The organism is Novacetimonas sp. GS1 (assembly GCF_036686925.1).
GTDB lineage: Bacteria > Pseudomonadota > Alphaproteobacteria > Acetobacterales > Acetobacteraceae > Novacetimonas > Novacetimonas hansenii.
Genome location: NZ_VSZP01000001.1, coordinates 1,710,204 through 1,735,394, shown reverse-complemented (window position 1 = coordinate 1,735,394; position 25,191 = coordinate 1,710,204). Strand labels below are relative to the sequence as shown.

The following is a 25,191-nucleotide window of genomic DNA, read 5'->3' as shown; positions in this document are numbered from 1 at the left end:
TTTATTAAAGATTGCGCCCGTAAACGTTGCCTACATCCCTTTGGTTTCCATATTTTCAAGAATATAATTTAGACTATGGAATTTTAATTTATAAATAAAACTGATTATTATTTTCAGACAAGGACGCCCGCCCCTTGCCGTCGCATATTATTGCACTTGCCCCACGACCGTCAGAGGCAGGATCAGGCCGTGTTGATGAATATGCCCAGCGCATAAACTGACCACCATGGACAGGACAGGCAAAAGCCATACATGCCAGATCCTGCCCCCCAAGGCCCCCCGCATTGCGCTTTCGGGTGTTTTGGCCCTGATTATCGGTACGCACTCTGGTTATTTTGCGAAGAGGCGGCTATGCCTCCTGTATCGTTCCTCGCTTTATTTTCGTATGGGCTCGTCAATGAAAAACCGGTTACGAATCACCCTCTCCACACCTTATCGCAAATGGGCGGCGGCGGTCGGGATCATGGTGGCTCTTGCTGGCTGTTCATCGCACAAACCCTTTAACCGGGGGCCTTACCTGGCATATGGGCTGGGGCCGAATGCAGCCTTTGTCCCGGTGGAACCGTATAAAGCGGCGGAAAATATCCGCCGTGCGCTGGCGTGCAATAATCTCCGCACGAAACCGTTCATGTGGCATGACCTGCAAGAAGACCGGTTTTTGATTTCCAACGCCGTTTTGCCGGGAACGACCAAAAGCTATGAGATCATAGCGGCATGGTCATTCACCGGCACATTGTTACAGGTCCGATCATCAGAGGCGGTGCCGCAGGTCGTCACCACCATCAGTAATTATGCAAAACAGGGTGCCGACTGCCCCGCCGCGGCCATCAACAAGAGCAGCAATTGATCCGCAACCGGTCGTAGCGCAAGCAATAATGGGGCATGCAGCAGGCTGTGCCCCATCGACGCATCGCTGGTTATTTCAGGTCTGCTTACTTCAGGCGGAAGGCCCACGTGCGGGATAAGCTGCATGCTGGATACAGGTTGCCGCCATCAGGTGCCCATTGGTAAATGGCTGCACGCACGGTTCATCCGCAGGACAGGTGCCCAACGTGTCGCACTGCCCATCCTCGGCGGCGGCCTTCTGCACCATGCCCAGCAATGCCGCCTGCTGCATGGGGGTCAGCATTTCCACCGCTGCGGCAAGGGCGTGTTCAAGGCCCGAAATATGGGCCTCATACACCAGGATCTGTCTGGCAGACATGGGAGCGGTTTTTCTTTCTGTCATGATATTTATTGCCCCTGAGATATGAACCTTTAGCCAATGGTCCATAATTTCCGTTACCCACCGTAACTGTAATCAGCACATCCCGCTTTGACATCAGGCAAAGTTCTTGCGCGTGAGTGTTTATTGGGTGGCATTTAATACAGTATCTTTTATATATCAAAAAAAACGTTAATACAGGTTAACATACAGTGTTCCTTATGGGGAGCACATTAATGTCATTCTGTCGGGCAATATTTATTTCATGACAGGCGTGGGGGTATTTACGCTGACGCAGGTTCAGTAATCACCACGCAATCGGCTTGATGCGACTTTCTGGGCATGGCCTTTCATCTCTTGGGCGATGCCACTCCGGGCGATTTTCCGGCTGCCGGTAACGTAGCCAATTTCCTGCTTGAGCTGGCCGGCAAGGATATTTGCCGTGCTAAAAATAATATTCTTCAAATTCGTCATATAGTTATCCTTATCCGGGCATGACAATATGTCTGACCGCCTGCGGATGCAGGCGCAGGTGGCACAGAAACATAACGCATATCAGGCATGCAAGTAATAAATGATGCCGCCCGCAAGGACGAAATAATCGAAACTTATTCCCCGATATTACGTAATTTTTTTCCAGACAAAAGGTTGGCTTCAATGGTTTCCAATGGAACATCCTTGGTTTCGGGCACGAATGTCAGCGTAAACACAATGAATATAACATTCATCAGGGCAAACCCGGCGAATGTCTGACCAAAACCGATGACGGACACAATGCTCAGGAAAGTATTGCTGACAATCCAATCCGCCCACCAGTTAGCCAGCGTGGAGCAGCCCACGCCAAAGTCCCTGCCTTCCAGCGGCTGGATTTCGGAACACAGGGTCCAGACCAATGGCCCTGCCCCCAGACCGAACCCGCCGACAAAGCTCAACAACGCCCCCAGAAGGCATAATGTCGCAATACCGCCCGACAGATGAAGGCCAGTAATGCCCGCAGCAACAGCCAGAGAACAGGCCATAATCGCAGCACTGGTGCAGAGCAGGGACCGCCTGCCCCATCTGTTGACCATGAAAATTGCAGCAATACCCACAATGGTATTGATGACACCGATCAGGACCGTGGCCCATGCCGCGCCTGATGTGCCGAAATGTGCATTTTGCAGGATTTTCGGGGTATAATACATGACGACATTGATCCCCGTAAGCTGCTGCATGACCTGAAGGCAGATGCCCAGCATGACAGAGCGCCGGAAACCCGGTTGCTGACGTAACAGCTTCAGCCCGCTTATACGGCCCTTTGCAGCTTCATTCTTGATGCAGGTGAACTCCTCATCTGCCTCCGCCGGGGTATCACGCAGGGCGCGCAGCACTGTCCGTGCTTTTGTATCCTCCCCACGTGCAATCAGCCATGACGGACTGGCGGGCAGGAAGAAACAGCCGGCAAACAGCAACGCTGTCGGCAACATGGGCATACTGACCATCCAGCGCCAGTGCCCCCCGGATGACAGCAGCCCACCCAGGAGATATCCTGCAAGGATACCGGCGGATTGCAGCATGGAAAACGTCGAAACCATGCTGCCACGCTGGTGGCCCGACATGGTTTCGGAAATATAAAGCGGGGCCGTAAAGGTACACACGCCAATGGCGATACCGATCAGCAGGCGTCCCACCAGGATTTGCGCAATTCCCATGGCATTGGCACACAGACCCGCGCCAAGGAACATCAGCACCATGGCGGCGGTCAACACCAGCCTGCGGCCAAAGCGGGCGGAAAACGTTCCCGCCCCCAGCGACCCCACCGATGCCCCCAGCATAAGGACCGACACGATCCATTCCTGATCACGTGTGGAGGCATGGAAGTCCGTGCCGATAAATCCCAGTGCCTCAGCGATCAGGCCGGTATCGAGTCCGACAAGAAGCCCGGCACAGGCCGTGATAAGGCCTGCACGGAAAGCTTTCTGTCCGGGACGGGAAGAAGGTGCTGGTATTACAACAGTGGGGCTCACGTTCTGTTTTCCTCCCGGCCGGGATGGTTTTTACATCTGTGTTGACGTCATAATGACCGATACGGCATCCATCCATGATGCAACACCAGAACATGTGTTTTTCCGTTCGAATTTTATGCTGCCACATAACGCCAGCGCATGGTCCATGGCAGGCATGGACCCACACAGGAAGGGTTTCATGACAAATACGGGAATCATGCGCTTCATGGCCGGGAACAGGACAAGAGTCTTTGCCCTCGGTGCGGTCTTTATATTTGTCTTGTGGGCCAATGTTGTAACCCCGCTATGGGCCGATGATTATTGCAGAACCATTCCATTTGACCTGAAAAATACATTCCATATCGTTTATGGGAATTATTTTTATTGGACAGGCAGGTATTTTACGACACTGATAACCTTCCTCGTTCTGGAACTTCACGCCTATGGGTCCATTTTCATTTTTGATATTCTGAATACCGTAATTTTCTGCCTGCTTGTCCATAATGTCTGCATGATATGCAGAAATATATCAATATCGGACCAGAATACATCAAATGGATTTTGGGACATCATATTTGTATTTCTAGCTGTCTGGTGGATACCACGCGATATTTCTGAAGTTGCCCTGTGGAAAACTGGGGCGATTGGCTATCTGTGGCCTATGACGGGGGAATTATGGATTTTACGGCAGGTCCTTGAACGACGCTTGCCTTTTGGGGTTCTGTCCTGCGGTTTTGCCTTTTTCATCGCGACATTTCTTGAACCCCTCTCCCTTATGATAAGCATGGTGCTGATCGGCTCTGCAATCAGCAGTTATCGTCATAAGGATCCTGTCGCCCTACCCTTTATTGGTGCGCATGTGCTTGGCACCCTTTTTCTATGGCTTGCCCCAGGCAATTATGTCCGGGCACGCACGATGGAACATGATACGCTTCTGACCCGTCTGGATGGCGTATTTGGAAATCTTGGCAGCCTGTTTGACCTGTACTGGCTTCCATTTGTCATCATCCTGCTCATTTGCCACGTGTCCGTGACAGCCGATATGACACAACGACATCGCATGTGGAAAAATATTGCGATATTTACGGCATGTGCCGTCACCTACATGATGATCCTGCTGCTGTTCCCGCGCTCATCCCTTGCCGCGCGGGTATCTTTTCCTGCCAGCATCTATCTGGTGTGTGTATTGGGAACATTGTTTATCAACCGCGCCAATCATCCCGCCCTGCGCAACCGGATGGTGGGGATCGGAATTTCCGGCCTTGTCATCTGGCATATATGTATTTGTGTGCCGGATCTTTTGAAACTTGCCCATATCAGTGCCATATGGAACCAGCAGGCGCGTATCGCAGGGGCCGGGTTTGAAGATGTCACCCTTCCCCGCGTCACCATGGGACCACATCATAAAATTCTGTATGTACACAAGGACATTCTGTTCGTAGGTATTTCCCCGGACCCGCACAACATGATGAATGTCTGCTTCGCACGTGCTCTTGGCATCAAAAGCGTCCATTCACAGGGGGAATGAATGCTGATGGTCCACCAATTCCGAGAGATTGTTTTAAAATTCAGGCCCTGTAGCCACATGGACTTATAAAAGTTTTTGGGTGCCACCTTTTGATCGAAAAAGGCGGCGTCTTCTGAAGCTTTTTAGAAAAAGCTTCACCAAAGACCTTTATGATTTGACGATGTTATTGAGCCTGATTTTTCAAACAGCCGTCAAAAAACATCGCAATTTAAGGCTCAGGGACTTTTATTATTCCTGATCGAGACGCTACTTTTACAGCGCATCCCAGAAAAATAACAGTTCCTGAGCGTGACCATTCCCAAAAACGATAACATCCCTTCAAAGTTTTAAAAAAACTTCCATACCGTCAGAAAATCCTGAACCTGCTTTTTAAAACATCTTGTAATTACCTGAAAAGATCATGTTATTTGATGTTTTCAAAGCAGGCCATGCACCATACAGGTCACTTCGTCGGGGCGTAAGGATTCTGGGAACCGCGCAGCAGCAGGCGAATGGGCGTGCCCGGCAGGTCAAATGCTTCACGCAGGCCATTGACCAGATAACGCTGATAATCCTCGGGCATCTGTTCGGTCCGGGTGCCGAACAGGATGAATGTCGGCGGCCGGGACTTTGCCTGCGTGATATAGCGCAGCTTCAGCCGCCGGCCCTGTACCAGCGGCGGCGGATGGCGCGATACCATCATTTCGAACCAGCGGTTCAATTCACCCGTTGGCACGCGCCGGTTCCATACCTCATACGCACGCCGCACCGTCGGCAGCAGCTTGTTGACCCCTGCCCCGGTCAGGGCGGAAAATGCAACGACCGGAATGCCCCGCATCTGGCTGAGGGACATTTCAATGCGATCGCGGATCGCCTGTCGGGTGACGTTGCGATCCTCTACCGCGTCCCATTTATTCAACGCAAGGACACAGCATCGTCCCTCACGCTCGATCAGGCGGGCAATCTGAAGGTCCTGTTCATGGACGCCCAATGTCGCATCCAGCGCAAGGATGACGACTTCAGCCATCTTCAGCGCCTCGATGGAGGCGGAGACGGACATTTTTTCCAGCGTCTCGTCAATACGCGCCTTACGCCGCAGCCCCGCAGTATCGACAAGCTGTATCGGCCCTTCGTCGTCATGCAGCATGACAGATACCGAATCCCGCGTCAGCCCCGGTTCCGGCCCGGTAATCATCCGCTCTTCACCCAGCAGGCGGTTAAGCAGCGTGGACTTGCCCGCATTCGGGCGCCCCACGATGGCAAGGCGCAGCGGCCCGGGCGGCCGGACATCCCCGTCTTCGTCTTCGCTTTCCACACGCCGGGGCGCACGGCGGGGGTGTAAGGGGCCGGCAGGAATGCGATCGGCAATCTCCCCCATCAGATCTGCCAGACCCTCGCCATGTTCCGCCGAAATGCCAAGCGGCGCACCAAGCCCGAGCGAGAACGCCTCCATCGCGGCGGCGGCACCCTGACGCCCCTCCGCCTTGTTCGCAAGGACAAGGACCGGACGCCCCTGCCGACGCAACCATGCGGCGAAATGTTCATCCGCAGGCGTAATGCCCGCACGCGCATCCACGCAGAACAGCACCAGATCGGCCATCGCCACGGCGGATTCGGATGAAGCGCGCATACGACCGAACAGCGTATCGGGGGCGGCTTCCTCCAACCCTGCCGTATCAATCAGGCGGATACGCCTGCCACGCACGGTGGTTTCGCTTTCCTTACGGTCGCGCGTGACACCCGGCGTATCGGCAACCAGCGCCTGCCGACGACCAACCAGACGGTTGAATATTGTAGATTTGCCGACATTGGGGCGACCGGCGATAACCACGACGGGCAGGTCGTGCCCCGGATCAGGGGGGAATGAAGAGGTCACGACAGGAACTTTCTCAACTATAGGCCATCAGGCCGCCGCTGTTGTTAAGCAGGAGCATAAGCCCGTCAACAACAATCGGTGTCACGGTAACAATATCGGGCAGGGTATGCAGCGAGAGGATATGCCCCATCGCCGGATCAATGATGACAACACCATTCTGCGGCAGGCTGGAGATACATACCAGCTTTCCCCCCGCCAGGATCGGGCCGGTCCACACGACGCCCCCCTTCTGCTTGATGCTGTTTTCGTACTGACGCAACTGCGTGATCCAGCGCACATGCCCCGATTCCCGGTCAAGGCAGGCCAACTCCTCCTCCATGGACAGCAGGAATATCCAGTCACCGATGACAACGGGCGTATTCTGTCCCGAAATCGAACGTTCCCACAACCGCCGCCCCGAACGCATGTCGATCGCGACCAGCACTGAACCGGTACTGATGGCATAGGCGGTGCCATCGCTGATGACCGGCATGCCATGCACGCATGAAAAATCAATCAGCGCGCCCTGTCCGTTCGAACTGCCCAGGGTATCGGCCCACACGACCTCACCACCTTCGGCACGCAACGCGACAAGGTCACCAGACCCGAACCCGGCCAGCACGACCCCGTCCATGACGGCGGGCGCAGGCTGTCCCGCGATGATGGTATCGGCGGCGGTCGCAACATATGTCCACAGGATATCACCGTTGGAGGCGTTCACCGCAAACAGCTTCTCGTCAATCGTGCCAAAGAACAGGCATCCATTGGCAAAGGTCGGCGCGGAACGTCCCGGCGTGCCAAGCTGCAGGCGCCATTTCAGCTTGCCCGTATGCGCATCCACCGCCAGCGCCTGCCCGATACCATCAACGATATACAGGGTATCGCCCTCAATGGTCAGGCCGCCACCGATATTGTTCGACAGCATTTTCTTCGGCTTGGGGTTATATTCCCACACCTTGTGCATGCCAGGCCATGTATAGGCGCGGATGACGCCCTGCGCATCCGCCACATACAGCCGCCCGTTCTGCACCACGGGCGGCGACTGGATCATGCCGCGCCCCGACTTGCCCAATGCAACATAGGACAGGAATTCCGGTTCTGAATTCCCTGCACCGATCCGATGGCTCCACTGGTGCTGCATGTTGCCCGCCCAGGCGACATTTATACCACCATGCCCCGGTGTCAGGCCCGGTTGCGGCCACGCATTGACCGCAGTGGCGGCAGGCACCGTCACCGTGGCCGTCTCATCCGCATCGACCGTCAGGCCCGCGCCGGTATTGAGCACATCGGTCCGCCGACCGATCAGAAGCGGCTTTTTCTTCGGCGTCCCGCCATTACATTCCGCAAGCAACGGCAGCATGGCGGCCCCGATCAGGGCGCGGCGGCGGGTCAGGGTCTTTTTCATTGCGTTCATGCCTGTCGGGTGGGTGGGCTGTACCATGGCGGGGGGCACCTTATCCGCCGGCATGGCCGGTCCCCAGCGTCTGCAGCAGTCCGTCGGCACGTGTGCGCACCCCGTCGGACACGTTCATATCCATGCTCAGCCGTTCCAGACGGCGGCGGGCCTCGTCATCATGGCCCTGCCGCAGGTCCAGCAGCGCCTCGCACTCCAGCGCGAGGCCACGCCAGGGCTGCTGCGCACCATCAAGCAGCGCCAGACGCGAACGCAGCATCGCAGGGTCCGCCGTATCAATCTGGTGCTGCACCCACAAAAGACCGGCAAGCGAACTGATGGTCGGATCGGCCCCCTGGTCCGCGTTCACCTGCGCCCACAACGCAAGCGCCCGGGCGGTGTCCCCACTATTGACCAGCAGGGCTGCGCGCTCCATCCGTGACAGTGCCCGCAGGGGCGGACGCGCCGTCTTTTCCAGCGTCGCAAGCTGTTCAAGCGCGGTTTTCTGCTGCGCATTCAGCGGCGCCGGCTGCCCATCGGGGCTGTGCGCTGTCGTGGCGTTCTTGAGCGCCGCGAAATAGGCATCGGCACTTGCCTGATCCGCCTGATGCACCCGCCATGCATTATACTGCCATGCGCCGCCACCGATGCAGATGGCCACGACGATGACGCCCGCCAGCATCATGTAACGCCGCGCCAATGCGCGCAGCCGCTCGGCGCGCATTTCTTCATCGACTTCCCTGAAGATGTCGTCAGCCACGTTTAACCCGCTCTCCGCTTGCTGCCATGCACGATGCACGGCACCCGTCCCGCCGGGACGATACCTGTCATGAAGCGCAGACCATACCTGTCATGCGCGGGGACGGCAAACCCGCATATACCCGACATGCAACGCCATGAACCACCCCGATCGCGCCCACGCACGCATTCCGTGTGCCGCAGGCTGCCACATGCCCGCACAAAGGTCGCGCGCGCCTGCGCCTGTGGCAGTGCCTATCTGGTGGCGAGGCGGTCGTGCCCTTTCTTCATTTCCGCTGACAGGCGCGCGAACTGCTCGGAAACCTGCTTCTGGACCAGGGCTGCGGAATCGTGGACGCGACGCATGCGCGCGCTGGCATCCGCGCTGATGGCGGCCTGTTCCCTGCCCGATGCCCCGGCCACACACGTGGCGTAGGCACGCGCCGCCTTTTCATAGGCATTGACACGATCAACGCTGGCGTTGAAACGCGCCACGTCGCCTGAATCGACCTTTGGCGCGACCGGGGCCGCCCCACAGGCCCGGGGCGTCCATCCCCCCGCAGGCTGCGCCCATGCCGCCGCAAGGGGCAACAGGCATCCCAATGCAGCGATCCCACACAGGGTCACGATACCGCCGAGCATGTCCTTCATGATCGTTCTCAGGCCTTAAGGAAATTATATGATTGCAGGGATGTAAAGGCACGTCATGGCAAGAACGGGGCAGACACTCCCCCCGTTCCCCCCATCTGCCCGGCGCGCCTTTAGCCTGCTTTTGATACTCCCGCCAGTAGCCTCAGCGCCGCATCCACAACACTGGATACACCAAGGTCGCGCATGTCCGCCCGCCCTGCGGGACCGGGGGCGACCACATGGGCCACACTGCGCCCGCACGGGGCGTATTCATCCACGCGGCTTGGCCCGAACAGGCCCAATGTCGGAACGCCCGCCGCAGCGGATAGGTGCATAAGGCCCGAATCGTTTCCCACGAACAGCATGCATCGTTGCAACACCGCCGCCACCTGCGAAATGCTCAGTCCCCCACCGGTATCGCACGCGTCACCCAGGGCGGAAATGACACCATGCGCCATCTGGCGTTCCGTATCCCCGGGGCCATACAGGATGACGGGTCGCGCCGGGCCATGACGGGCGACGAAATCATGCCAGAACGCGACGAATCGCGCGGCGGGCCAGACCTTGCCGGCCCAGTTCGCCGTGGGGGCAAGGGCCACCCATGGCCCCTGCCCGTCCGGCAGCAGCGCCTGCGCTGCGTCACGTTCGGCCGCACTGGTCCATACCACCGGCATGGGCGGCGGTGACAGGCGCAGCACCTGGGCAATGTGGCCGACACGCGGCCCCGGCCGCCGGCCGCCGCGCATGCCCCGCCGGATGGAAACCCGCAACAGGTACGGGATGACCGATCCGCGCAGGTCCACACACATATCCCACCGCGTTCCCACGCACTGCCGCCACAGATCCACCCAATGCATGTCATAGGGGCGTTTGGCCATGATGATGGTGCGGTCACGACGCGGCATATGCGCGAACAGGCCCGCCGCGACAGGGCCGCAGACAATGGTGAACCGTGCCTGCGGATACCGCCGGAGCAGGTGATCCAAAAGCCCGGTCGAAATCACGGCATCACCCAGCCGGGTGGAGGTAATGAACAGGATGCGCATGCATGCGTGCATATTCATCTTCGAGCGCGATGCCAAATCTCCGTTATCCCCTTGCCTGACACCACATGTATCCCCACAGTACGCACCATGGTTAAGTTTGCGTATCTGCCGGACCGTGCGGTGCTGGCTGTCTCTGGCAAGGACCGGGTTTCGTTCCTGCAGGGACTTGTCTCCAATGACATGACGACCGTCACACCAGACCGGGCCGCATGGACTGCCTTCCTTTCGGCACAGGGGAAATGGCTGGCGGATTTTTTCGTCTTTGCCGACCCGCATGGCGAACGCCTGCTGCTGGATTGCGATGCAACGCAGGCAGCGACACTGCGGACACGTCTGTCACGCTATCGGTTACGCACCGATGTGGACATCAGTGAAACCGGCTACGCCGTTCATGCGCAATGGGATGGGACCGCCCCCGCCGATGAACGTTTCCCCGGCAGCGCGGACCCACGCCTGCCCGATATCGGCTGGCGCATGCTGCTTGGTCATGTCGCACCGGACGTCACGGCGGATGCGCTGGATTATGACCGTCACCGCCTTTCCCTTGGCCTGCCTGATGGCGTGCGCGACTGTGAATCCGGCAAAACGCTTCTGCTCGAAGCCAATTTCGATCAGCTCAACGGCATTTCCTGGACCAAGGGATGCTATATGGGGCAGGAACTGACGGCGCGCACGCGCTATCGCGGTCTGGTACGACGCCACCTCCTGCCGGTGGAGGGCGCGCATGATCTGCCGGAACCTGCGACCCCCATCATGCATGACGGGCACGAAGTTGGTGAAATCCGGTCGTCCCGCGATCAGGCCGGCATGGCGATGATCCGCAGTTCCCACATCCATACACCGGGCCTGACGGCGGCGGGCCATCCCGTGAGCATCCGTGTGCCACACTGGTTCCGGTTGCCGCAAAAAGGGGGCGAAGGGTAGACAGGCCCCCATGTTGCAGGCATGTGCTTGGTAAGTGCCCTCTTTCCCGGATTGACTGATCCCATGGCCTATATTCCCCCCGACACCGCCACACGCACCCGCATGATCGAACAGGTCCGCTTCAACGATGCAGGACTGATCACCGCCGTGGCGCAACAGCATGATACGGGGGAGGTGCTGATGCTGGCATGGATGAACGCCGACGCCCTTGAGGAGACACTGCGCACTGGCCGCGTATGCTATTTTTCCCGCAGCCGTGGGACATTGTGGCGCAAGGGGGAAACATCGGGACAGGTGCAGACCCTGGTGGATGCACGGCTCGACTGCGACCGTGACGCGGTCCTTGTGCTGGTGGATCAGAAGGGCGTGGCGTGCCATACGGGACGTCGTAGCTGTTTTTTCAACGCCATGCGCCCACAGGGTCTGGTGGAGATTTCACAGCCCCTGATCGGGGCGGATAAGCTGTATAAACACAAACACGACTGAGCCTGATACATCCGTCCGATCACCGCGTGGGGGTTCCCCACATCCCCATACTACTGCTGGAAAGAGATCATATGCCCGCCGACCTTCCCCCGGAACAGGATCCCCGCGCCAAGCTGATCTGGATCATCCTGACGATCTGCCTGACTGTCGCGCTTGGTGGGTATATGGTCATCTCGCAGATGCGGGCGCTTGTGAATGCACAAGTCGAACTGCCCCCGCAGCCCGATGACAGCGACAGGACAACGCAGCCTGCCGTACCGGTCCCGCCAGAAAACAGCCCCCAACCATCCAAGACCCCCAATAACGCGCAATAAGGGACTGTCTGAAAAGACAGATCCCATAACATACTGAAATTATAAAGGTTTTTGGTGAAGCTTTTTCTGAAAAGCTTCAGAAGACGCCGCCTTTTTCGATCAAAAGGCGGCACCCAAAAACTTTATCTTGTTTTTTATCAATGATTTGTTTTCAAATAATTCCTAATGGGCTGTCTTTTTAACAATCCATTACGAAGAAATGGCAAAGGCTTCCCGAACTCCCTTCTTTCAAGAAGGAACATCTTTCAAATATTCCGTGACAAAATCCTTACCCAACACTTTTATTCGCCCAGTAGATTTCAGGGGATTCCTGGGGCTGCCTTTTCCGACCGCCTCCAACCAGAGTGATATGGAACAGCCCGGTCGTGCGGGGCGCGGATCCTTTGCACACGTGGTTCTACTTATGTCCCGGCGGGTAGGCATCCAGCAGGGCAAGGATTTCCCCTGCGGCGGCAGCGGTCGGATCGCCCTGCGGCCCGTGTAACGCTGCAACCACCTTCCTGAACCCGGCCTTTTGCATGCGCGCACTGTGCCCATCCGTCAGCAGGCGCATGATGGTATCAGCCAGCAGATCCGCCCGACAACGTTCCTGCAACAGTTCGGGCACCAGTCGATGCCCCGCCAGCAGATTGACCATCGCCACATAAGGCACCCGGATCAGGCGGCGTGCAATGGCGGCGGTTACGGGATTGACGCGGTATGTCACCGCCATGGGCACCCCTGCCAATGCAAGTTCAAGCGTCGATGTCCCTGATTTGGTCAATGCCACACCTGCCGCGGCAAAGGCATCATGCTTGTCCTGCAGGTCCGTCACGATAATGGGACGCACCGGCCAGTCCGCCACACCTTTGCGAATGGTATCGGCAATGACAGGGGCCACCGGCACAACCGGCACAATCCCGCGACAGCGCGACTGCAACAGGTGCAGCACCTTGCCAAATACCGGCAACAGGCGCGGGGCCTCCGAACGGCGGCTGCCGGGCATCAGAACCAGCACCGGCGCGTCCGCCGCAATCCCGTGGCGCGCACGAAAGGCGGCACCATCCCCCTGATCCGCCCCGGATTGCACCACCGGATGCCCGACGAACCGTCCCTCCACCCCATGACGGGCGAAAAAAGCGGGCTCGAACGGCAAAAGACACAGCATGCGTTCCCACAGGCCAGGGAATTCGCGCACACGATGCTCCCGCCATGCCCAGACCTGCGGTGCGACATAATGCACCCGGGGCACGGATAACGCGGCAACCCGCCGCAACAGGCGCAGCGTGAAACCGGGACTGTCGATGGTGATGATCAGGTCAGGACGGATCGCATGGATATGCGCCACCGCCTGATCCAGCCGCCGTGACAGAAAACGCAGGCGCGGCAGAACCTCCACCAGTCCCATGACCGCAAGGTCACGCATGGGGAACTCACTACGCAGGCCCGCTGCCTCCATCCTTGCGCCACCGACCCCGACAAATCGCAGGCCCGGATCACATCGCGTCAGTTCACCCATCAGGCGCGCGCCCAGAACGTCCCCACTTGCCTCCCCCGCCAGTATCCAGATCGTCCGCCCTGTTGCGGGCATGATGGAGGGAAGCGGTGAGGTCATCAGTGCCAGAGTCCCCGACGATGGTTGCAACATGGTGTCATATCCGCGCCTGTCATGCCCGTCCGTGGAAGGTTCGCCCTTAATCCTGGAGCATTTCCACCGAAAACCGGCTCGGTGAAGATGCTCCGGTTTATGGTTTTTACGAACATCTTCACCTGTTTGAATGCACGCATTTTTGAATGCACGCATTCAAAATAGGATCTGCTCCAGCAGAGCTGTTTAAAAAGCCGGGATCAATAACATACTGAAATTATAAAGGTTTTTGGTGAAGCTTTTTCCAGAAAGCTTCAGAAGACGCCGCCTTTTTCGATCAAAAGGCAGCACCCAGAAACTTTTCTTGTTTTTTATCAATGAGTTGCTTTCAAACACGCTCTTACTGCTTCAGGAAGCTTTCTATCCCGACCTTTACCTCCGGCGGCAGGGGCACGTATTGCAGTTTACGCGCCGTCTCGTCCCCCCGGTCGAATGCCCAGACAAAGAAATCCCGCACCGCGCGCCCCTGCGCGGGATCGGTGGGATCAGTGGGGATCAGGACATAGGTCGCAGCCATGATCGGCCACGCCCCTGCCCCCGCCGCATCAAGGACATCGACACGCCGTGTGGCGTCATCCGCCCATTTCGCGGAACGGGCGGCAGCCTCGAAACTTGCATGGTCGGCCACCACATCCTCCCCATGGCGGTTACGCATCTGCGCCATGACCATGTGGTTGCCCGCGGCATAGGCATATTCAAGATAGCCGATACTGCCCTGTGTATTGCGCACTGCGGCGGCAATCCCGTCATTGCCGCGCGCCCCCTCGCCAACCGGCCATTGGATGGAGGTGCCTGCCCCTTCCTGCGCCTGCCATTGGGGCCATGACTGCGAAAGATAGGTCGTGAACACAAAGGTCGTGCCAGACCCGTCTGCCCGCCGCACCGGCGCTACAGGGATATCGGGCAGGGCAAGGCCCGGATTGACGGCGGCGATACGCGCATCATTCCACGACGTGATTTCCCCGTCATAAACCTGCGCCAGCAATGCACCCGTCAGGTGCAACTGATTATCCCCCACACCGGGCAGGTTGATGACAGGGACAATCGCCCCCATGACGGTAGGAAACTGCGCAAGGCGCGCATCGTGCAGCGCGGTGGCGGACATCGGTGCATCCGACGCCCCGAAATCAACCGTACGGGCACGGGCCTGATTCTGTCCCGCCCCGGAGCCGATCGTCTGGTAATTCAGGGTGATGCCCACATCCTTCGCCGCATCCTCGCCCCACGCGCCATAAATGGGCGCGCCAAAACTGGACCCCGCCCCCGTAATCGCCGTGGCGCCAGCGGTGCCGGCATATCCCGCCATCAGGACAACAAGCCCCGTCCCGATCCATCCCCCTATGGCGCGCAATGACCTCTCCCCCCCTGATCAACATGCGAATGCCGGATGCATGGGCGCGACAGGAGCACAGCCCCGTCGCGCCATCAGGCATTCAGCCACGCAGTTCGGCATTGCAGGTTTTCTGCGCGGCGGCAATCACGCGTGCGCACACCGCCTCGATATCCGCATCAGTCAGGTTGCGGTCGATGGGCTGGATCGTGATCTCCACCCCCATGGACTTGTACCCGGCCGGGATCTTGTCACCTTCGTACACATCGAACAGGCTGACGGCGGAAATCAGGTTGCGTTCCGCCCCCCTGACAGCGCGCAGCAGTTTTTCCGCAGGGACATCGCCCGCCACGATAAAGGCGAAATCACGATGCAGCGGCTGGAACGGCGACAGGTTGGGCGGCGCGCGGCGGCGGCGCTTGGGTTCGGGCACATCCTCAATGAACGTCTCGAACCCCACCACCGGCAGGTCGATCCCGCGTTCAGACAGCAGCGCGGGATGCAATTGCCCGAAATACCCCAGCACCAGCTTCGGCCCCTGACGCACCGTGCCGGAACGGCCCGGATGATAATGCGCGGGCGCGTCGGGGGTAATGCTCAGCCCCTCCATCGCAGCCCCCGCGATGCGCAGGACCTCAAGGATATCCGCCTTGGCCGCCCACAGGTCCACGGGCGTTGCCGCATGACCGGGGATGCGCGCCGAATGGCCACTGCGAATGCCCGCCACGACCTGACGCTGTCCTGCCTCGGCAAAGCCAGCCCCGATTTCAAACAGGCCGAGGTCGGGATATCCACGTACCGCATTATGCTGCACCGCGTTCAGCAGGTTGACCAGAGGCGTCGGACGCATCTGATCCAGATCGGCGGCAATGGGGTTGAGCAGATGCAGGCTTTCGGGTGTTTCGCCAAACGCTGCCGCCTGGGCATGCGCGACAAAGGAAAAACCGACCGTCTCCAGCAGGCCACGCGCGGCCAGGTGCCGCCGCGCCGAGGCCACGCGCACCTGCGCCGCCGTCAGGGCGGGCACCGGTACGGCGGATACAGGCGGCAGGGAGACCGCCGGGACCGCATCCATGCCCTGCAACCGCAGGACTTCCTCAATCAAATCCACTTCTGAATCGACCGCCATCGCGCCCTGCGCCGCGCGGGCAGCCTGTTCAGGTGGCAGATCCCGCGCCTGATCCAGCACCATCGGCGTTGCGATGTCATTGCGCCATGACGGCACGCTGACGACCACATGTTGCGCATCGCGCTCGCGAACCTCAAAGCCCAGCCCCTCCAGCGAGGCCACCGCCTGGTCTGGCGCAACCGTCAGTCCGCCAAGCGTCGCGATACGGGCAAAGCGCAGGTGCGCGTCGCGCTGCCATGTGGGCGGCGCACCGGCTGAGACGACCTCGCTGGCCTCCCCCCCGCACAGATCAAGGATCATGCGTGTCGCCGCCTCCAGCGCGGCGGGGGGCAGGGCCTGGTCCACACCACGTTCAAAGCGCTGACGCGCATCGGAATGCAGGTTATGCCGCCTGCCGCTCAGGGCGATATGCACGGGATCAAACAGCGCGCATTCAACAAAGACGTCGGTCGTCGCCGCGTCCACGCCCGTTGCTTCCCCCCCCATGATGCCAGCCAGCGATTGCACGCCGTTGGCGTCGGCGATCACGCAGTCCTCCACCGTCATCACATGTTCCGCACCGTCAAGGGTACGCAGTGTTTCGCCCTCTCCACGACACAGGGTCAGCACCTTGCCCCCCACCTTTGCCACATCAAAGACATGCAGCGGGCGGCCAAGGTCGAACGCGAAATAGTTGGTGATGTCCACCAGCGCGGAAATCGGGCGCAGCCCCACGGATTCCAGCCGCCGCTGCAACCATTCGGGGCTTGGCCCATTGCGCACGCCACGGATCGTACGGCCCAGAACCCACGGGCAGGCCTGCGTAAATGTATTGGCCCATGACAGCGGGGACGCGAACGTCCCTTCCACCGTTTCGGCAAGCCAGGGCCTGAGCGTGCCCATCCCCGCCGCGGCAAGGTCGCGCGCAATGCCACGGATGGCCAGTGCGTCGCCCCGGTTCGGCGTGATGGCGATTTCGATGACCGGATCATCCATATCCGCGAACAGGGCATAGGACTGCCCCACCACCGTATCATCGGGCAGTTCGGCAATGCCGTCGGTTTCCTGCCCCAGCCCCAGTTCACGCAGCGAACACAGCATCCCGCCGCTGGCCTCGCCCCGGATCTTGCCGGCCTTGATGGTAATGTCGCTGCCTGGAATCCATGTGCCCGGCGGGGCAAAGATGACCGACAGGCCCGTGCGTGCGTTGGGCGCGCCACAGACAACCTGCACGCGCGCAAACCCCTCGCCCGCGTCCACCTGGCATACCCGCAGGCGATCGGCATTGGGGTGCTGTTCCGCGCTGAGGATACGTGCCGTGCGGAATGGGGCGAGGACCGCGCCACGATCCTCGATCCCCTCGACCTCCAGCCCGATGGTATTCAGCCGTGCGCAGATGTCCGCGACGCTTGCCGTCGTGTCCAGATGTTCACGCAACCATGACAGTGAAAACTTCATTGATCACAGACCTTCATGCAGCAGGGCGGGTGACAGGGGGCTGGTTCCGTAATGACGCAGCCAGCGTACGTCACTGTCGTAAAAGGAACGCAGGTCGGGAATGCCATGGCGCAGCATGGTCAGACGTTCGATCCCCATGCCAAAGGCAAATCCCTGCCATTCACGCGGGTCGAGGCCACAATTCGCCAGCACGCGCGGATGCACCATGCCCGACCCCAGCACCTCCAGCCAGTCATCGCCACCACCGATCTGTCCCGTCTTGCGCGACCAGCCGATATCAACCTCCATCGACGGTTCGGTGAAGGGGAAATAAGAGGCACGGAACCGCACCGGCAGGTCAGGCTGCGCAAAGAAGGCGCGCAGGAAATCCGACAGGCAGCCCTTGAGATGGCCCAGCGTGATGTCGCGGTCGATCACCAGTCCCTCGCACTGATGAAACATCGGTGAATGGGTCGCGTCATGATCGGCGCGATAGGTGCGCCCCGGCGCAATGATGCGAATGGGCGGTTCATGCGCCAGCATGGTGCGGATCTGCACGCCCGATGTCTGGGTGCGCAACACACGCTCCGCCGTTTCCGTCCCCTCCCGCGGGAGGTAGAACGTATCCTGATCCGTGCGCGCAGGATGGTGCGATGGGGTATTGAGGGCGGCGAAATTATGCCAGTCGGTCTCGATATCCGGGCCTTCGGCAACCTTGAATCCCATCGCCCCGAAAATCGCGGTCATTTCCTCGATCGTGCGGCTGATCGGATGCAGCGTGCCTTCGGCCTGCACGGCGGCAGGCAGGGTGACATCGACCCGTTCGGCAGCCAGACGGGCATTGAGGGCCTCGGCCTCCAGTGCTTCGCCACGGGCCGCGATCTCGCGCGAGAGTTCGTCACGCAGGCGGTTCAGCGCGCTGCCACGCAGCTTGCGCTCCTCCGGCGACATCCGGCCCAGTTCCTTCAGCAGGCCGGTCAGGCGTCCTGACTTGCCCATTGTCGCGACGCGTACCTCGTCCCATGCCCGCAGGTCAGGTGCCGCGGCCAGCGCCGCAAGGGTATCTTGCTTCAGGGTTTCGAGATCGTCACTCATGCTACCTCGCACAGGCTCACCGGACAGGCAGGCCGAGGCGCATTCGACAGATGGCGGCCATGCCGGGTATCGGATTAGGTATCGGATTACGTGGGGTGGGACCATCGCCGCGCCGCTGTCGCGCATCAGGACACACCGGGGTACTCAAAACAAAACGGGCCGCCCGGCAGGACGACCCGTTTCGCGGACCTGTCACCACATTATGGGGTGGACAACAGGTTCAGGCCAGAGCGGCCTGCGCCTTCTTGACGATTTCGGCAAAGGTCGCGGCATCGTCGAACGCAATGGCGGCCAGCACCTTGCGATCAATTTCGATCCCTGCCTTGTCCAGACCGTTGATGAAACGGCTATAGGTCAGGCCATGTTCACGCACGGCGGCATTGATGCGCTGAATCCACAGGGCGCGGAATTCACGCTTCTTGTTGCGACGGTCGCGATAGGCATAGCGAAGGGCCTTTTCAAGCCGTTCGAGCGCAATGCGATAATTGGTGGACGACCGGCCCCGGTACCCCTTGGAGAGTTCCAGAACCTTCTTGTGACGGGCGTGTGAGGTAACGCCCCGCTTGACGCGTGCCATGTATCAGATGCTCCTTATGCCAGCCCGTAGGGCGCCCACTGCTTCACAGTGCGGCCATCCATTTCCGTCAGGGTCTGCGAACCGCGGTTGGTACGCTTCATCTTCTGCGAACGGTTGATAAGGCCGTGACGCTTGTTGCCGGGGCCAGCCAGCACCTTGCCGGTCGCGGTGATCTTGAACCGCTTCTTGACCGACGACTTGGTCTTCATCTTGGGCATTTTCATCTCCATCGGTTTTTCGCATCCCATGGCCCACCGGACCGGTCGGAACGCGAACGTGACATTGCGGCCGGGCATGCCCTTGATCAGGCCCGGACGCGCGAACATCGCTGCCTATAAACAACGCCGCGACACCAATCAAGCCCTGATCGCCCCTGATCGCCTCTGATCACCATGGCGCGTTGTCTCCCCCCGGACGGCAGCCTATAACGCAACGGCAACATGGGGACCGGTCCCCAGACGGGAGAGAACGATCATGACAGCACAACGCGTGGCGATAGTGACCGGCGGCAGCCGTGGAATTGGGGCCAGCATTGCCGAAGCCCTGGCGAAGGACGGGTTCGACATTGCAATTTCCTATGCCCGCAATGCAACGGCGGCGGATGCGACTGTGGCGCACATCACGGCACTTGGCCGCACGGCACGGGCCTATCGCGCGGGTGAGGGCACGGACGCGGCACGGGAACTGATCGAACAGGTTGTGCAGGATTTCGGGCGTCTGGACACGCTGGTGTGCAATGCCGGCATCTATCCCTATGCCAAGGTGCAGGAAATGACGGTGGCGCAGGTGGATGCGACGCTGGACCTGAACGTACGCGCCGTCATGCTGGAGACGATGGCCGCCGTGACGCATATGAAGCGTGGCGGGCGCATCATCCTGATCGGTTCCACCTTTGGCGAACGCGCGCCCTTCCCCGGCATCTCGCTCTACAGCGCGACGAAGGCCGCGCTGGGTGGTTTCGTGCGTGGCGCGGCGCGTGACCTGGGGCCGGAAGGCATTACCATCAACGTGATCCAGCCCGGCCCCATTGATACGGACATGAACCCTGCCGATGGCGCGGGTGCGGACATGCTGCGCGGTTTCCTGTGCGTGCCGGAATATGGCAAACCGGCTGACATCGCCTCCATGGCGTCCTTCCTGGCCCGCCCCGAAAGCGACAACATCACCGGCGCGGCCCTGACCGTGGATGGGGGGCTGGCTGCCTGACGCCGCGTTTGCGCAGGGAAACAGGCTGTTTCCCTGCGGCACCCTTTGCGGAGCCTGCCCGACTGTCGCCCCGGCTTCCTGCACCCGCCTTGATTTTTTAAATCAAGACTGCATGCAAAAGCTTTTTTGCGAAAATGATACCGCAACCGCATCCCGCTTCCGGCTTTGCCGGGACTTCGGCCTGCACTTTACGCATGCGCCTTAACGGATGTGGCCCGGATGCTGCGCAATACTTCGTAATATACACAGCGATCGTCCCCTCATGCCCCAAATCCCGCCAAAGCGGATCACCCTGCCCTTTTCCTGCCGGAAACTGGCGGCAGGTACATCACTTTCGCGGGTTGTCACATTTTCCATTTCTGATTAGGCGTCGTGAATACTTTGCCGTGGAAAATGGTCATGACCATACTCAATACTACATCCCTGCCCCATCTGCCGCCGGAAATCATGGTTCCGTCCTATGACCGCGGCAAGGTTACGCCGGGCATTGCCCATCTGAGTGTCGGTAATTTCCACCGCGCGCACGAAGCGGTCTACCTTGAACGCATTCTGGCGCGCCCGGGGCAGTCGGACTGGGGCATCGTGGGGATCGGCCTGATGGACAGCCCCGGCGAGGCGGACAAGGCCGATGCCATGAAGGCGCAGGACTGCCTGTATTCCCTGACGGAATGCGCGCCCGACGCACCCGATACCGTGCGGGTCATCGGCTCCATCATCGAATATGTCCACGCCCCGGCCGATCGTGCGGCAGCCATCGAACGCCTGACTGACCCCGCGATACGCATCGTCAGCATGACAATTACCGAAGGCGGTTATTACGTTGATGAAAACGGGCATTTTCCGCTCGACCTGCCTGTCATTGCCGAAGACCTGAAGCGCGATGTGCCCCATACCGCCTTTGGCGTCCTGACCGAGGCGTTGCGCCTGCGCCGTGACCGCGGGGTTGGTCCATTCACCGTCCTGTCTTGCGACAACCTGCCGCAAAATGGCCACGTGGCGCGCAACGCCACCCTGACATGGGCCAGGGCACGCGATGCGGCGCTGGCGGAATGGATGGCAGACAACGTCACCTTCCCCTGCACGATGGTGGATCGCATCACCCCGGCGGTGCGCCCCGATGACGTGCGCCGCCTTGATGCCGCCAGTGGCCTTGATGACCGCATCCCTGTCTTTTGCGAGGATTTCATACAATGGGTGATCGAGGACAAATTCTGCGCAGGCCGGCCGGAATTCGATGCCGTGGGCGTGCAGTTCACGGACAATGTCCATCCGTATGAGGAAGTAAAGCTGCGGATGCTCAATGCCTCGCACTCGCTGCTGGGACTGTCGGGCGTGCTGTCGGGATACCGCATTGTCAGCGACATCATGGCTGACATGAACGAAGTCTCCCTGGTGGAGCGTTACCTCGGCCTTGACGCAGAACCGCTGCTGACGGCACCGCCGGGCATGGAACTGCATGAATATGGCGCACTGCTGCTACGGCGTTTCCGCAATCATGCCATCAGCGACCAACTGCTGCGCATCGCATCGGACAGCACGTCAAAGCTACAGATGTTCATCCGTGAAACGGCGATGGGCCTGCTGGCGACGCACCGCACCCCGATCCGCGTGGCCTTCGTGATCTCGTGCTATCTGGAATATCTGCGCGGCCATGATGACAATGGCGCGACCTATCCGATCATGGAACCACATCTCAGCGCGCCGGACCGTGTCCTTGCCACTGGCGCGGACCTTGATGCGGCCCTGAACATGTCGGTGTTCGCGGGCTGGGGACTGACGGAGTCACCGGATTTCGTCACATGCTATCGCACGGTCCGGCAGGCCATCCGTGCGCACGGCACGCGCAGGACACTGGCGGAGGTCGTTCTTACGGCGCAATAACCCTTCTTTTTCCACGATATACGACCCGTCCTGTGCGCCCTCCGCCATGCCTGCATCGCGGAGGGCTTTGACACGTCATCGTTAGAAATAACTTCTTGACCTGCGCCTGATTTATAAGCTGTCTCCTGAACTAAGGCCCGCGCCCGCCGTTTTTCGCTCTGCTTCAGGAAGATCATGAATACTCCCCCCACCCGTCCTGGTCCCCTCCTCCTCCTCGCCATTGCCCTATGTGCGATATCCGGCCTTTACCTGCTGGGTGGTGGCATATGGCTGGCCGTTCTGGGGGGATCTATTTATTATGTCCTTGCCGGGGTGGCATTGCTGGGCACGGCATGGCTGCTGTTCATGCGGGCACAGGCCGCGCTGGGCCTGTATGCCCTCCTGCTTGCGGGTACGATGATATGGGCCGTGCGGGAAGCCGGTTTCGATTTCTGGGCGCTGGCCCCGCGCGGCGACATTCTGGTGCCGATTGGCATCCTGCTGCTTCTGCCGGGGGTGACGCGGCACCTCAGGGCGCCAGTCGGGGCGCCACGCCTTGTGCTTGGGGCGGTGATTGCTGCGGCGGTCGCGGTTGTCGGCATTGCCCTGACGCAGGACCCGCAGGACATCGCCGGCAGCCTGCCGGCCGTGGCGCAGAATGCCCCGACGCCCGGCGATGCCGGCCAGATGCCCGACGAAGACTGGCAGGCTTATGGCCGCACGGAGTTCGGGGACCGTTTTTCTCCCCTCAAGCAGATCACGCCTGCGAATGTCGGCAAGCTGAAAGTCGCGTGGACATTCCGTACGGGTGACATGCGTGGTCCGGGCGATCCGGGGGAGACGACGGACGAAGTCACGCCGATCAAGATCCGCGATACGATTTACCTGTGTTCACCGCACCAGATCCTGTTCGCGCTGGATGCCGCCACAGGCAAGCAGCGGTGGAAGTTCGATCCGCAGATCGTCCATAACCCAACGTTCCAGCACCTGACCTGCCGTGGCGTTTCCTATCACGAAGCCCCGGCGGATGCGGCGCCTGCCGAATGTGCGCAGCGCATCTTCCTGCCAACGAATGATGGCCGCCTGTTCGCCCTTGATGCGCATAGCGGGGCGCGTTGTCACGGGTTCGGCACGGATGGGGAAATCGACCTGAAGGACGGCATGACGGTCAAGACGGCGGGTTTTTACGAACCCACCTCCCCCCCGGTTGTGACGGACAACATGGTCATCGTATCGGGTGCGGTGACGGACAATTATTCCACGCATGAACCCTCTGGCGTCACGCGCGGCTTTGACGTCAATACGGGTGAACTGAAATGGGCGTTCGACCCCGGCAACCCTGACCCCAACGAAATGCCGTCCGAACACCACCATTTCGTGCCCAATTCACCGAATTCATGGATCACGTCGTCCTATGACGCGCATCTGGACCTGATCTATATCCCCATGGGTGTCCAGACCCCCGATATCTGGGGCGGAAACCGCAATGCGGATTCCGAACGCTATGCCAGCTCGATCGTCGCGCTGAACGCATCGACGGGAAAACTGGTATGGAGTTACCAGACCGTCCATCATGACCTGTGGGACATGGACATCCCGGCACAGCCCAGCCTGGTGGATATCCGCATGCCCGACGGGCAGGTTGTCCCGACCCTGTATGCCCCGGCGAAAACCGGCAATATCTTTGTGCTGGACCGCCGTGACGGCAAACTGGTGGTGCCCGCCCCCGAACGCGCCGTCCCGCAGGGCGCGGCGCCAGGGGATCACCTGTCGGCCACGCAGCCTTTCTCCCAACTGACATTCCGGCCGAAAAAGAACCTGACGGATGCGGACATGTGGGGCGGCACGATGTTCGACCAACTGATCTGCCGCGTCATGTTCCACCAGCTCCGCTATGATGGGCCATTCACGCCGCCTTCGCTGCAGGGAACACTGGTCTTCCCCGGCAACCTCGGGATGTTTGAATGGGGCGGACTGGCGGTCGATCCGGTCCGGCAGATCGCGATCGCCAACCCTATCGCCATCCCGTTCGTGTCCACCCTGATCCCGCGCGGCCCCAACAACCCCGCAACCCCTGACAAATCCCAGCCATCCGGCAGCGAAAGCGGCGTGCAGCCACAGTTCGGCGCACCTTATGGCGTTGACCTGCATGCATTCCTGTCACCGCTGGGCCTGCCGTGCAAACAGCCTGCATGGGGATATATGTCCGGCATCGACCTGCGTACGAACAAGATCGTGTGGAAGCATCGCAACGGCACGATCCGTGACAGCGCACCACTGCCGATCCCCTTCAGGATGGGCGTACCCAGCCTGGGCGGCCCGTTGACCACCGCAGGGGGGGGTCGCATTCCTGACCTCCACGCTCGATTACTATATCCGGGCATATGACGTCACAACCGGACAGCAGTTGTGGCAGGACCGCCTGCCCGCCGGTGGGCAGTCCACGCCGATGACCTATGCCGTCAATGGACGCCAGTTCATCGTGACGGCCGATGGGGGCCACGGCTCCTTCGGGACCAAGATGGGCGATTACGTGGTCGCCTACAGCCTGCCTGAATAACGGCGGCACATACGCAACCGGGACGACGCGGCATGTCGTCCCGGCTTGACCCGGCGGTGACTGTCTGTATATACTCAGATATAGACATGGTTCACCGGGGAAACAACGTTCCCCGCCACCCTGCCCCATCCGCCATCAGGCCCCTGTAAACGCCACTTATTCAGGCTTTTACAGATGATCTTTCGTGGGGTATAAAGATCCAAATAAGTCTTATAAGTGTTTTCACCTTACGTTAGGTGGAAGCCCTTGATTAGGAAACATCAAGACTGACTGTCCGCCGCGAGGAAGGAGCGCCCCTGCGCGTCCTGT

The 25,191-nt window shown here is 59.9% G+C and carries 21 protein-coding genes and 1 pseudogene; 8 read left to right on the top strand and 14 right to left on the bottom strand.

Features of this window, described 5'->3' with window-relative positions:
- The first annotated feature begins 301 nt into the window (after positions 1–301).
- Positions 302–847, top strand: coding sequence for a hypothetical protein (locus FYB92_RS07955; RefSeq protein WP_139312468.1), 546 nt, complete (start codon positions 302–304; stop codon positions 845–847).
- Between the two features lie 90 nt (positions 848–937).
- On the opposite strand, the gene FYB92_RS07950 is transcribed toward FYB92_RS07955, so the two are convergent.
- The 3 genes from FYB92_RS07950 to FYB92_RS07940 form a co-directional block, all read right to left on the bottom strand.
- Positions 938–1,204, bottom strand: a complete 267-nt coding sequence (locus FYB92_RS07950; protein WP_003620426.1) for a hypothetical protein — start codon at positions 1,202–1,204, stop codon at positions 938–940.
- 300 nt (positions 1,205–1,504) lie between these two features.
- Positions 1,505–1,678 (bottom strand): CsbD family protein, encoded by a 174-nt coding sequence (locus FYB92_RS07945; protein ID WP_003620428.1) that lies wholly within the window; start codon positions 1,676–1,678, stop codon positions 1,505–1,507.
- Positions 1,679–1,812: 134 nt separating this feature from the next.
- A complete protein-coding gene (locus FYB92_RS07940; RefSeq protein WP_332828436.1) occupies positions 1,813–3,210 on the bottom strand; it encodes a sugar porter family MFS transporter in 1,398 nt (465 codons plus the stop codon).
- Positions 3,211–3,262: 52 nt separating this feature from the next.
- Between FYB92_RS07940 and FYB92_RS07935 the strand changes: the two genes are divergently transcribed.
- Positions 3,263–4,717, top strand: a complete 1,455-nt coding sequence (locus tag FYB92_RS07935; RefSeq protein WP_332828435.1) for a DUF6056 family protein — start codon at positions 3,263–3,265, stop codon at positions 4,715–4,717.
- Between the two features lie 442 nt (positions 4,718–5,159).
- Here FYB92_RS07935 and der read toward each other — a convergent pair whose 3' ends face one another.
- The 5 genes from der to FYB92_RS07910 form a co-directional block, all read right to left on the bottom strand.
- A complete protein-coding gene (gene der / locus FYB92_RS07930; RefSeq protein ID WP_003620437.1) occupies positions 5,160–6,572 on the bottom strand; it encodes a ribosome biogenesis GTPase Der in 1,413 nt (470 codons plus the stop codon).
- 13 nt (positions 6,573–6,585) lie between these two features.
- Positions 6,586–7,956, bottom strand: coding sequence for a PQQ-like beta-propeller repeat protein (locus tag FYB92_RS07925; protein WP_003620439.1), 1,371 nt, complete (start codon positions 7,954–7,956; stop codon positions 6,586–6,588).
- A 49-nt stretch (positions 7,957–8,005) separates the two neighbouring features.
- A complete protein-coding gene (locus FYB92_RS07920; protein WP_040510867.1) occupies positions 8,006–8,704 on the bottom strand; it encodes a tetratricopeptide repeat protein in 699 nt (232 codons plus the stop codon).
- Positions 8,705–8,937: 233 nt separating this feature from the next.
- On the bottom strand, positions 8,938–9,333 hold the full coding sequence (locus FYB92_RS07915; RefSeq protein ID WP_332828434.1) for a hypothetical protein: 396 nt from the start codon (positions 9,331–9,333) through the stop codon (positions 8,938–8,940).
- Positions 9,334–9,443: 110 nt separating this feature from the next.
- Complete coding sequence (locus FYB92_RS07910; protein WP_332828990.1) at positions 9,444–10,358, bottom strand: glycosyltransferase family 9 protein; 915 nt, start codon at positions 10,356–10,358, stop codon at positions 9,444–9,446.
- A gap of 87 nt (positions 10,359–10,445) precedes the next feature.
- Between FYB92_RS07910 and FYB92_RS07905 the strand changes: the two genes are divergently transcribed.
- From FYB92_RS07905 to FYB92_RS07895, 3 genes are all read left to right on the top strand, one after another.
- Entirely contained in the window at positions 10,446–11,282 is an 837-nt protein-coding gene (locus tag FYB92_RS07905) for a folate-binding protein YgfZ (protein ID WP_062809015.1), read from the top strand.
- Between the two features lie 63 nt (positions 11,283–11,345).
- On the top strand, positions 11,346–11,768 hold the full coding sequence (gene hisI / locus FYB92_RS07900) for a phosphoribosyl-AMP cyclohydrolase (RefSeq protein WP_332828433.1): 423 nt from the start codon (positions 11,346–11,348) through the stop codon (positions 11,766–11,768).
- 71 nt (positions 11,769–11,839) lie between these two features.
- Complete coding sequence (locus FYB92_RS07895) at positions 11,840–12,082, top strand: hypothetical protein (protein WP_003620453.1); 243 nt, start codon at positions 11,840–11,842, stop codon at positions 12,080–12,082.
- 397 nt (positions 12,083–12,479) lie between these two features.
- Here the strand turns inward: FYB92_RS07895 and lpxB are convergent, their stop codons facing one another.
- From lpxB to rpmI, 6 genes are all read right to left on the bottom strand, one after another.
- Entirely contained in the window at positions 12,480–13,676 is a 1,197-nt protein-coding gene (gene lpxB, locus FYB92_RS07890; RefSeq protein ID WP_332828432.1) for a lipid-A-disaccharide synthase, read from the bottom strand.
- Positions 13,677–14,049: 373 nt separating this feature from the next.
- Positions 14,050–15,015, bottom strand: coding sequence for a phosphate ABC transporter substrate-binding protein PstS (gene pstS, locus FYB92_RS07885; RefSeq protein ID WP_048858846.1), 966 nt, complete (start codon positions 15,013–15,015; stop codon positions 14,050–14,052).
- A 127-nt stretch (positions 15,016–15,142) separates the two neighbouring features.
- Positions 15,143–17,605: a phenylalanine--tRNA ligase subunit beta gene (pheT, locus tag FYB92_RS07880; RefSeq protein ID WP_332828431.1), complete on the bottom strand. Its 2,463-nt coding sequence runs from the start codon at positions 17,603–17,605 to the stop codon at positions 15,143–15,145.
- Positions 17,606–17,608: 3 nt separating this feature from the next.
- On the bottom strand, positions 17,609–18,679 hold the full coding sequence (pheS, locus tag FYB92_RS07875; protein ID WP_003620464.1) for a phenylalanine--tRNA ligase subunit alpha: 1,071 nt from the start codon (positions 18,677–18,679) through the stop codon (positions 17,609–17,611).
- 220 nt (positions 18,680–18,899) lie between these two features.
- The gene (gene rplT, locus FYB92_RS07870) at positions 18,900–19,256 is read right to left on the bottom strand and encodes a 50S ribosomal protein L20 (protein WP_003620466.1); all 357 of its coding nucleotides are present in this window, start codon (positions 19,254–19,256) and stop codon (positions 18,900–18,902) included.
- A gap of 14 nt (positions 19,257–19,270) precedes the next feature.
- Positions 19,271–19,474 carry a 50S ribosomal protein L35 gene (gene rpmI / locus FYB92_RS07865; RefSeq protein ID WP_012554749.1) on the bottom strand — a complete coding sequence of 68 codons (204 nt, stop codon included), beginning with the start codon at positions 19,472–19,474 and terminating at the stop codon, positions 19,271–19,273.
- A 256-nt stretch (positions 19,475–19,730) separates the two neighbouring features.
- Between rpmI and FYB92_RS07860 the strand changes: the two genes are divergently transcribed.
- The 3 genes and pseudogenes from FYB92_RS07860 to FYB92_RS07850 all read left to right on the top strand — a co-directional run bounded on the left by FYB92_RS07860 (position 19,731) and on the right by FYB92_RS07850 (position 24,882).
- Positions 19,731–20,462 (top strand): SDR family oxidoreductase, encoded by a 732-nt coding sequence (locus tag FYB92_RS07860; RefSeq protein WP_332828430.1) that lies wholly within the window; start codon positions 19,731–19,733, stop codon positions 20,460–20,462.
- A 393-nt stretch (positions 20,463–20,855) separates the two neighbouring features.
- The gene (locus tag FYB92_RS07855; RefSeq protein ID WP_332828989.1) at positions 20,856–22,343 is read left to right on the top strand and encodes a mannitol dehydrogenase family protein; all 1,488 of its coding nucleotides are present in this window, start codon (positions 20,856–20,858) and stop codon (positions 22,341–22,343) included.
- Positions 22,344–22,517: 174 nt separating this feature from the next.
- Positions 22,518–24,882: pseudogene (locus FYB92_RS07850) on the top strand (glucose/quinate/shikimate family membrane-bound PQQ-dependent dehydrogenase).
- The last annotated feature ends 309 nt before the right edge of the window (positions 24,883–25,191 follow it).